This is a genomic window from Leptothoe kymatousa TAU-MAC 1615, from assembly GCF_018739865.1.
GTDB lineage: Bacteria > Cyanobacteriota > Cyanobacteriia > Phormidesmidales > Phormidesmidaceae > Leptothoe > Leptothoe kymatousa.
The window spans coordinates 161,516-171,127 of record NZ_JADOER010000008.1 but is presented as its reverse complement, the minus strand read 5'-3'; the positions used below and the strand labels follow the sequence as shown (position 1 = coordinate 171,127).

Genomic DNA, 9,612 nt, shown 5'->3' with positions numbered 1-9,612 from the left:
TGACATGATAAAGACGATGCATGATGTTATGGCTATACACTACCCTATCCTTACGTCTTTAGGACTACCAAATTTTAGCCGTCGCCAACGTTAGCCACCAACGTCTTTTTCTAATTGTTCCCTAATCCACTGGCCATAGTCCGATGTACTGTCAGCGAAGGGAACAGCAATAATTTCAGGCAGCTCATAGCTATGGAGCTGCCGAACTTGGTGAGCGATTTGATCAAACAGCGCCAGATCCGTTTTGATTGCGAGCTGATACTCGGCATCCTGGTGAATCTTGCCCTGCCAACGGTAAATCGACTGAACCGGTGTGAAGGTGACACAAGCGGCTAGGTGTGCCCCCAGTAAATGTTCAGCAATTTTACGAGATTCTGCTTCCGAGGAGGTTGTAACCAGCACTAAGCCCAGTTGAGTGGGTGACACCATAGCCTAAATTTGTCCCAGAAGAATACCCTAAATTATGCAACCGCCTACCTGACTGTCATATGGGAAGAAAATTGCCTAGCCCAACCGGAAACTCTTGCCGCAGATGGGGACACTGAGGTCCTCTCTGGGGATTGGTTATGGCTTTGAGCATGGGACAGCACCCCATGTTGAACGATGACATCCGTCAGAATGGCCCCGGTAAAATTTGTTTGTTCCAGGTTGGCGCGGGTCAGGTTGGCACCAACTAAATAGGCCCGTTGTAATTGGGTGTGGGATAAATTGGCACCGGCCAACACAGCCTGATGTAAATTCGCGTGTTGCATCTGGGCATGGGATAGGTTGGCGGCGGTGAGATTGGCCTGTTGTAAATTGATACCCTTCATGTGGGCATAGGCGAAATTCACCCCGTTTAAATCACACCCTTGAAAATTCAACCCATTCAGTTTGGCCTCTTCTAGGTTTACGCCAATGCATTGCATGGCATCTGTAGTGGCCCCATAGAGCTTAGCCCCGTGCAGGTTGGACCAAGCCAAATTCATCCCCTTCAGCTGGGCCTCTCGCAAATTAGCCCCCGCTAAGGCAGCGCCTGAAACATTGGCCCCGTGTAAACAGCTCTGACGAAAATTCACATAGGCCAGGCGCGCCCCGCTCAGTCTGGCATGGGAAAGATCAGACTTGACCCAAAAGGCACCATCGCCATTACACTTTGTCAAATTAGCTCGACGAAAGTTCGTTTCGCTCAATTTGGCAAATCGAAAATTCACTCGCTGGAGCTGGGCGCTAACAAACTGACCTTTGGTGAGAAAGGCTCGGCTCAAGTTAGCCCCCACCAAATTAGCCCCAGAAAAATCAACATTGACTAGGATACGACCGGATAAGTCAGCACTACTTAGATTAATGCCCTGGAAATTTCGGCGACCGGATTCGTATAACTGCAGAAACTCGTGAACTCTCATTGCAGATTAGGACCTTAATACTGATTAACCGCAATGGGTTAATCGCAATTTAGTGACGCTGGCGAGGAGGTTGGATTTGATGTTTGATTTATCGATCCACGCTAACGACATTTCTTAGGGTAAACGGCACAACGTACAATGGGAGCGATGGTTGATGTTGGTTGATATACCAACTTAAAACTTAAGAAACTCTGAACTTTCAACATACCTGTTACACCCGCTCAATAATGACGTCCCCCCCAGCCATTAATCTTTTTTTAGCCAGACAATGGCAGTCTTTGGCCCTAGGTAGCCTTTGGCTAGGTTTTGTCATCTATGCAATTTTTTTGTCTCCCCCCAGTGCCCCCGACACCTTAGAAACCATTGGACAACTTTCCACGGGTCAATGGGGCGATCTCAATGCGGCTGTGGTGGTTTTGTTTAATCTCATGGGGTTATGGCCCGTGGTCTATGCCGCCCTCGCTCTGAGCGATGGTCGTGATCAATCTATTCCGGCCTGGCCGTTTGTTCTAGGTTCTTTTGCCCTGGGGGCCTTTGCCCTGATGCCCTACCTGGCCCTGCGCCAGTCCACCCACCATCTCCCCCAGCGTCCAGACGATAGCCCATTGCTGAGGGGTTTAAATCATCGTCTTGTGGGCCTAGGTGTAGCGATCTCAATGGTGCTGTTGTTGACCTATGGCGTCACCTCTGGCCATGGCTACGCCACCCTGCAAAATTTTTATGACCAGTTTGTCTCCAGCCAGTTTATCCATGTCATGGGCTTAGACTTTTGCATGCTCAGCCTGCTCACCCCCAGGCTGATGTGGGATGACATGGCGCGCCGTCAAGTCGCTCCCTTCTGGCGAGGTCTCTCGTGGCTACCGCTATTGGGACCGGCACTTTATTTAGCCCTGCGTCCAGCGGCCCCCTGTTCTCCTACGCCAAAGCCTTAATGCAGTTTGCCAACACCCCACTTACCGATCCATGGCATCACGATCAGTGGCTTTATATCCGCAAAAATATTGGCGAATGGCAGGGATGGTTTAGACAGTTTTCTCCAATGGCTGTTTGGCAACGGGACACGCCCAGTGTGCTCACCCTGGCGGAGGATCGCCCCAATGAACACATGACCCTGGTGCTGAAGCGCAGCCCTGCGGGGGAACCCACCCAAACTATGGAGCGAGACCTGGGGTATCCGGGCGCCGCCCCGTACATCTGTTTTTTCCCAACGGGGGCCTTTTCGCAAGGGGCCATGCAGCGCCGCCCGTGGAGTAGTTTTGGGGCGGAGTTCTCGCTGCTATCAGACCATCGTCGGATGCGTCTGGTGCAGCTGTATAACGGCACTGCTAACGGGGACCACAATTTGGAGTATGTCACCCTTATCCCAGAATATCGGGTGCCCCATTGGGCCCACAGGCCCGCTGCCCCTGAAACACTGCCGCTGGAAATCAACAGTTTGCTGGGCAGCTGGCACGGGGAAACTGTCTATTTCCCGGCCACCATGGCGCCGCCTCAAGTGACGACAAGCCACTGGCAGGCCCACATGTCTGGGGAAGAAGTTGTCATCTCAGACACGCTGCTGGCGGACGCCCCCCAAGAACGGAGGTTTAAGCCGTTAGACCATCACCGTTGGCAAGCCGTAGACCATCCCAAACAGTATTGGCTATTACCCCACGGGGTAAGTTGTACCGTCTGTCCCCAGCTACCTCGAGACCAAACGGTCCAGTTAGAGATTTGTTGGTATCTAGCGCCCCACCAAAGACAGCGCCTGGTGCGACATTATGATGCCCAAGGCAACTGGCTAGGCACAGGCCTCGCCCTAGAGACTCGGAACGCGCAATCTTAAGTCTGCCAACGATTGCCTGCTAACAATGGGACCCTGGTGGGGATTTTTTCCCGCTACCCCCTCTGCCAAACTCACCTTGTTCTAAAACTGTCCATGCCCCATACCCAAACCATTCTACAAACGATTCCTGGGAATCCTTACCAGGGACTACAACGGGCCGATGCCCTATGGCACCGCTATCGCCACGGCAAGCTGCCAACGCCAACGGTGGTGGAAAGCCAAAGTACGGCTTTGGTCGTAGATGAAGCAACAGACGTTTACGACGTGGTGATCTGCGGTGGCACCCTGGGTATTTTGTTAGCAGCTTCTTTGGCAAAACAGGGTTGGAAAGTAGCGCTATTAGAACGGGGGGTGCTCAAAGGGCGTGACCAGGAGTGGAATATTTCTCGCAGCGAACTACGAACATTTGTTGAGTTAGGTCTATTAACGGAAGAGGAACTGACCAGGGCGATCGCAACCGAATACAATCCGGCCCGTATTCAATTTGACGGCGGTGAAAGTCTATGGGTTGAAGATGTTCTCAACATTGGTGTCGATCCCGTATATCTACTAGAAACCCTCAAACAGGTATTCATCGCTACCGGTGGAGAACTACTGGAAAACACCCCTTTTTCCAAGGCCTGTGTAGCGCCTAACGGAGTACGGGTACAGGCTGGGGACACCACCCTCAACACCCGACTATTAATTGACACCATGGGGCATTTTTCCCCCATGGTGCAACAGGCTCGCCAGGGGGCCACACCGGATGCCGTCTGCCTCGTTGTCGGCACCTGTGCTACCGGCTATGAACACAACCAAACCGGCGATTTAATCACCTCCTTCACCCCCATTCAAAATCAGTGTCAATATTTTTGGGAGGCCTTTCCCGCCAAAGATGGCCGTACTACGTATTTATTCACCTATCTCGACGCCCACCCCGATCGCATTACCCTAGAAAAGCTATTTGACGATTATTTTGAGCTGTTACCCACCTACCAGGGCGTTAACCTCGACACCCTCACCTTTAAACGGGCCCTGTTCGGCTTTTTTCCAGCCTATCGCCAGAGTCCCCTCCGGTTTCAGTGGGATCGAATGTTGGCGGTGGGAGATGCCAGTGGCCACCAATCTCCCCTGAGTTTCGGTGGATTTGGCGCCATGGTGCGGCACCTGAACCGGCTCACATTCGGCATTGACGATGCCCTCAAACAGGATCAGCTCAGTGCTTCTGCCCTGGCCTGGCTACAACCCTACCAGCCCAATATTGCTGTCACCTGGCTATTTCAAAAAGCCATGAGCCTCAGAACAGATCAATCCCTGGACAGCGACCAAATCAATACCCTGCTAACCACCATTTTTCAGGACATGGCGGCCCTGGGAGATCCCATTCTCCGCCCCTTTCTTCAGGATGTGGTGCAATTTGGCCCCCTGGCGAAAACGCTGCTGCGCACGTCCATATACCATCCTGGCCTGGTGGCCAAGATTCTTCCCCAGGTAGGGATTCCGGCTGTTCTAGACTGGACCGGGCACTACCTTAGCCTGGCCGTTTACAGCGGCTTGAATCGCCTCCTAAGCGACCCACAGCCTGCCCACGGATACTATTGGCAACGCTGGCGAGAGTCCCTGCTCTACGGCAGCGGCGGTGACTACGACCGCCATCCCCAGCCCTAACATCGACCACCCCCTTGCATCCGCCCATGGCCCTCAGCTTCTCCCCAGCCCGACAACGGTTCCGACAGCTTATTGCCCAATCACCCTCCCTAAATCTTGCCGCAGCGGCCCTCTGTCCGGCCCAGGAGGTCTATCCTGACTTGGAACCCGAGCAGTGTTACCAACAACTGGATGCCATGGCCAAGGCCATTCGGCCCCAGCTTTCCGCCTATCCCCTGAAAACCATTCAAGCCATTAACCAGCAGCTCTACACAGAATGTGGATTAAGGGGCAACCAAATCAACTACTACGACCCTGACAACAGCTACCTGAATCGAGTGTTAGAACGACGATTGGGTATCCCCATCACCCTGGCACTGGTGTATTTAGAAGTAGCTCAGCGCTTAGACTTTCCCATGGCAGGGGTGGGCATGCCGGGGCACTTTTTAGTCCGGCCTACGGTGGCTGACATGGACGTCTATGTGGACCCATTTAACCAAGGAGAAATCCTATTTCCAGCAGACTGTCAGGCGATTTTCCAACGGCTGTGTGTGGCCAATGCGGCCTGGGACAGTAATTATCTCCAAACCATTGCCCCACCAGCCTTTTTAGCCAGGTTGCTGAACAATTTAAAGTTGATTTATCTAAATCAGCGAAATTTTTCCCACGCCCTCATCATTCTTGACTACTTGCTGATGCTGTTGCCTGGGGAACCCAGCAATAGCCGTGACCGGGGCTTAATTCACTATCAGTTGCAAAACTTGTTGGCGGCCCGTAGCGACCTGGAAATTTACCTACGCCATCGACCAACAGCCCCGGACCGGGAGCAAATTTTACAGCTTCTCGATAATATTACAGACAACCTTTAGCCCCGTGGGTGCGATTGTTTACCGCTTACCCGCCAGCCCATCTCCTGTTTTGGCGTCCCTGTCTCCGTAGGATCGTCTTTTTCTGTACAATCTGAACCATTGCTTGTTCTAACGGTGGACTCTGACCTATGGATGTGATCCCTGCCATTGATTTACTCGGTGGTCGCTGTGTTCGTTTATTTCAAGGAGACTATGAACAGTCCCAGGTCTTCGATGACGATCCGGTGGCTGTTGCCCAGCGCTGGGCTGACCAGGGAGCCACCCGCATCCACCTTGTTGACCTGGATGGGGCTAAGGCCGGGAAACCAGAGAACTGGCAGGCCATTAGCACAATTGTTCAGACCGTTGATGTGCCGGTGCAGGTGGGTGGGGGCTTACGCGATCGCAACCGCGTGAAAGAACTATTCGACTTGGGGGTGCAGTACGCAATTTTAGGCACGGTTGCAGTCGAAAACCCTGACCTAGTAGGAGAACTCAGCCAAGAATTTCCCGGTCGTATTTTCGTGGGGATCGACGCCCGCGACGGTAGAGTTGCCACCCGCGGCTGGATTGAGACATCCACCGTCATGGCAGACGATCTCGCCCGACGCATGGGAGATTTAGGGGCCGCCGCCATTATTTATACCGACATCAAACGAGATGGCACTCTCAAGGGGCCTAATCTAGAAGCCCTTAGAGAGTTAGCCCAAAAAATTGACACCCCTGTCATCGCGTCTGGCGGTGTGAGTTCCATGAGCGATCTTCTCAGCCTGCTGGGTGTTGCGCCCCTGGGGGTTAGCGGTGTGATTATCGGCAAAGCCCTCTACACCGACAATATCGACCTTTCAGAAGCCATTAAAGCCATTGGCCCAGGCAGGCTCCAAGATGTTCCCCCCAATCTAGACTCAAGTCGCTGGGGATAGATTCAAACAGTCAAAACAAATATCAAAAACCACAACAAAACTAGTTCGTCTGAACTAGTTTTGTTGTTTTTAAAAGGAGTTCAGGGGGTGATAGTTAACAGTTTCCATTGTTCTGTCATCTAATTTTCCCTAATTTTTAAGGTCATCTCCAAGATTCTTTCCGAAAAAATAATAAGTGGTATTAGCTAGAACAATCAATCCATTATCGAAATAGTTCCGCCCCCATCAGTCCAACATTTATCAAGTTTGAATACGGACACTCAAAACGAAAAACCCAATACCCACAGTAGTTTTCAGGTTTGTTTCAAGCATTTTTTGGCCGCCACAGGCTCTTCAAAACAGCCGAATTTAGGCATGGAGAACAGTAAAAGATGAGGTTGTTCACGGCCCCCAAAAAAGTGCCATGATATTACTTTTTTATGTTTGGGTATCTTTTTGGTGTTAAAAACTTGTTGAATTAGTGGTATATCTCTGTAGAATTAGAGAACCAACGAGATTGTCTTTCTCAAATATCACTCCATTCATTGCAACAAAGTGAGGTTTTTCCAATATGGCTACTAATGTCCTTGATCAGCTCAAGGAAGTTGAATCCCAACTTGCTTCTCAAATCGCAGAACTAAACGCGCAAATCTCAGAAACTGAAGAAAAGCGCAAAGGCCTACAGACTGTTATCGGTCTATTTGAAGGTGGTGGCGACAGCAACGGTGTTGCCGCCAGTGTTACTCAGATTCTATCCAGCGCTGTTGCGAGCGTTGATGTCAGTGAGCCCGAGCCTGCTCCAGTCAAGAAACCCGGTAAGCGTCGTGGTCGCAAGCCCTCTGCTAAAACGGCTGCCGTAAAAGCTGCAAAAGCCGCCAAAGCTGCAAAAGCTGCTGCCCCTAAAAAGACCAAGGTGGCTAAGGCTGCTGCTGCCACCGTAACAAAGACAGCGACGTCTTCTCGGAAGCCCCGTGGTGGCAAATCCCCCAACTGGCAGCGCTACGTTCAAGATCCTTTCCGCAAAACACCTTTACCCGACGTTGTTGCTAATATCCTGAAGGCTCAGCCCGATGAAGCCTTCAAAATTGCTGAAGTTATGGAAGCAATTTTCAAAAGTGATATGCCTAAGGCAACCTTCCTTAAGGCGCGCAATCGTGTTTCCAACATTCTGTCTGCTGGCGCTCGCACCAATGAGTGGCATCGCGGTCGGGGCGGTAAGTACAGCATGAGTTCAAAAGCGCTGAAGTAAATTTAAGGGGCTGTTGGCAACGGTCAACCCCAGAAAAAACTTCACACCCAAGATTAAGGAACACTTATCAATGTTCCTTAATCTTGGGTCTTTTTATTATGGGTGCAATTACGTGCCAATCACGTAATTTGAAATTCTGACTCTCGAGGCCATGTTATTTATAAAGCCTCGATAAATTCCCCTCTTTTTGAAGCTAGATTTATCCTTTAAATCAGCAATGGCTTAAAGTTTCAAGAATTTAGCCGATATCGGACGAGTACCTTTATCAGTAATGTTAAGGAGGTCACTATATATTTGCTGCATTTAGCAATTACACATTCACCTTAAAGTAGCTGTTCTAAATATCGATACCGCGTTGATAACGCACCGATATCGCGTTATCAACGCACCGATAACACTATGTTTTCTAGATGTTTTTCAGCATCAAGCCCATGGAATCATTGGCATTGCCAGTCTTCTAACCTGCCCCAGGCTAAATAACGATGGTTCGTACTTACTACTTTCTAACCCGTTCGGCCCATATTATCGGCACTATTGTCATCCCTCCGCTATTTAAGTCATAGTTTAAATACTTTGGGGGCATCAATGGCGTAGGAACGATCTTCGTAAACGACAACGGGATAGCATATTTACAGGGGGTCAGGCGGTTGTAGCCTTCACTTAATCTATGACTGATTTTTCGGTTGCTATTCGTCTTTATAATGGCGCTGCAATTCTACCTAGAATTTTAGAGGCCCTTCAAGCGCAGGTATTATCTACCGATTTTGAATGGGAAATCATCGTTGTTGATAATAATAGTGCCGATGGCACAGCCGATATTGTCTATCACTATCAGCAGACATGGACTCGCTGTCCACTGAAATATGTTTTAGAGCCCCAACAGGGAGCATCCTTTGCTCGCAAGCGGGCAATTTTAGAAGCCCAAGGAACCTGGATTGGCTTTTTGGATGATGACAATGTGCCCAGTCTCCACTGGGTAGACGCCGCCTATAACTTTGGTCGGACCCATCCCCAAGCCGCTGCATTTGGTGGCCAAATACATCCCTGCTATGAAACCCCTCCCCCTAACAATTTTGAACGCATTGCCCCTTTTATCCCGGTTGTAGAACGGGATGAAGTCGTCTGTTTTACCACTGGCTGGCGTGCCAACAGCAATTTAGTGCCTCCGGGGGCAGGGTTGGTGATTTTACGTCAGGCTTGGCTCGACCATGTTCCCTACCCGTTACAGCTCCAAGGCCCGGTTGGCACCTCTTTAACCGGGAAGGGAGAAGATGTGGAAGCCCTGCTGCATTTGAAAAAAGCAGGCTGGGAGATATGGTTTAACCCCCAAATGAACATCGAACACCAAATTCCCAGCTGGCGCTTTGAACGGAGCTACTTACTGCGCTTTTTCCATGGCATTGGCCTGAGTAAACATATCACCCGCATGGTGGGTATTCCGTTATGGAAAAGGCCTTTAATCACGCTGTTATTTATGGGGAATGATAGTCGCAAGCTTTTACTGCATTTGATTAAACATCACCGCCACCTAAAACAAGATGTGGTTTCAGCCGCTGAGTTACAGCTAATTGTCAGTAGCTTGTTCAGTCCGTTGTATGGTCTGAAGCGAATGTTGACAGCAACGGAAACGATAGTCCATGGCCACCCCCTAGCCTTGGAAAGCCAGGACAAACCATCGAAGAAACCTCAAACTCTTTCAAATTGATTGAATTCTACGGACGTAAGGGTTTGCTAAAACTCAAAATCATAGCCTTGTTGATGAAAATCGTGGCGTAAC

The 9,612-nt window shown here is 50.4% G+C and carries 9 protein-coding genes; 7 read left to right on the top strand and 2 right to left on the bottom strand.

The features are described from left to right. Positions 1-90: 90 nt before the first annotated feature. Positions 91-429, bottom strand: a complete 339-nt coding sequence (cutA, locus tag IXB28_RS09900) for a divalent-cation tolerance protein CutA (protein ID WP_215618417.1) — start codon at positions 427-429, stop codon at positions 91-93. A 44-nt stretch (positions 430-473) separates the two neighbouring features. Then, the gene (locus tag IXB28_RS09895; protein ID WP_215618416.1) at positions 474-1,385 is read right to left on the bottom strand and encodes a pentapeptide repeat-containing protein; all 912 of its coding nucleotides are present in this window, start codon (positions 1,383-1,385) and stop codon (positions 474-476) included. Positions 1,386-1,612: 227 nt separating this feature from the next. Between IXB28_RS09895 and IXB28_RS09890 the strand changes: the two genes are divergently transcribed. From IXB28_RS09890 to hpsE, 7 genes are all read left to right on the top strand, one after another. Beyond that, a complete protein-coding gene (locus tag IXB28_RS09890) occupies positions 1,613-2,317 on the top strand; it encodes a DUF2834 domain-containing protein (protein ID WP_246559726.1) in 705 nt (234 codons plus the stop codon). Further along, the gene (locus IXB28_RS09885) at positions 2,239-3,210 is read left to right on the top strand and encodes a DUF3598 family protein (protein WP_215618415.1); all 972 of its coding nucleotides are present in this window, start codon (positions 2,239-2,241) and stop codon (positions 3,208-3,210) included. The genes IXB28_RS09890 and IXB28_RS09885 overlap by 79 nt, the downstream gene beginning before the upstream one ends. Before the next feature lie 93 nt (positions 3,211-3,303). Next, positions 3,304-4,857, top strand: coding sequence for an NAD(P)/FAD-dependent oxidoreductase (locus IXB28_RS09880; protein ID WP_215618414.1), 1,554 nt, complete (start codon positions 3,304-3,306; stop codon positions 4,855-4,857). Between the two features lie 26 nt (positions 4,858-4,883). Further along, positions 4,884-5,705 (top strand): SirB1 family protein, encoded by an 822-nt coding sequence (locus tag IXB28_RS09875; RefSeq protein ID WP_215618413.1) that lies wholly within the window; start codon positions 4,884-4,886, stop codon positions 5,703-5,705. Positions 5,706-5,833: 128 nt separating this feature from the next. Continuing rightward, positions 5,834-6,607: a 1-(5-phosphoribosyl)-5-[(5-phosphoribosylamino)methylideneamino]imidazole-4-carboxamide isomerase gene (hisA, locus tag IXB28_RS09870; RefSeq protein ID WP_215618412.1), complete on the top strand. Its 774-nt coding sequence runs from the start codon at positions 5,834-5,836 to the stop codon at positions 6,605-6,607. Positions 6,608-7,157: 550 nt separating this feature from the next. Continuing rightward, the gene (locus tag IXB28_RS09865) at positions 7,158-7,835 is read left to right on the top strand and encodes a hypothetical protein (protein WP_215618411.1); all 678 of its coding nucleotides are present in this window, start codon (positions 7,158-7,160) and stop codon (positions 7,833-7,835) included. A 667-nt stretch (positions 7,836-8,502) separates the two neighbouring features. Beyond that, complete coding sequence (gene hpsE / locus IXB28_RS09860) at positions 8,503-9,540, top strand: hormogonium polysaccharide biosynthesis glycosyltransferase HpsE (RefSeq protein WP_215618410.1); 1,038 nt, start codon at positions 8,503-8,505, stop codon at positions 9,538-9,540. The last annotated feature ends 72 nt before the right edge of the window (positions 9,541-9,612 follow it).

What these genes read in the sequence shown, in the direction of transcription:
- cutA (WP_215618417.1), bottom strand. Translation starts at nt 429, where the DNA reads ATGGTGTCACCCACTCAACTGGGCTTAGTGCTGGTTACAACCTCCTCG.
- IXB28_RS09895 (WP_215618416.1), bottom strand. Translation starts at nt 1,385, where the DNA reads ATGAGAGTTCACGAGTTTCTGCAGTTATACGAATCCGGTCGCCGAAAT.
- IXB28_RS09890 (WP_246559726.1), top strand. Translation starts at nt 1,613, where the DNA reads ATGACGTCCCCCCCAGCCATTAATCTTTTTTTAGCCAGACAATGGCAG.
- IXB28_RS09880 (WP_215618414.1), top strand. Translation starts at nt 3,304, where the DNA reads ATGCCCCATACCCAAACCATTCTACAAACGATTCCTGGGAATCCTTAC.
- IXB28_RS09875 (WP_215618413.1), top strand. Translation starts at nt 4,884, where the DNA reads ATGGCCCTCAGCTTCTCCCCAGCCCGACAACGGTTCCGACAGCTTATT.
- hisA (WP_215618412.1), top strand. Translation starts at nt 5,834, where the DNA reads ATGGATGTGATCCCTGCCATTGATTTACTCGGTGGTCGCTGTGTTCGT.
- IXB28_RS09865 (WP_215618411.1), top strand. Translation starts at nt 7,158, where the DNA reads ATGGCTACTAATGTCCTTGATCAGCTCAAGGAAGTTGAATCCCAACTT.
- hpsE (WP_215618410.1), top strand. Translation starts at nt 8,503, where the DNA reads ATGACTGATTTTTCGGTTGCTATTCGTCTTTATAATGGCGCTGCAATT.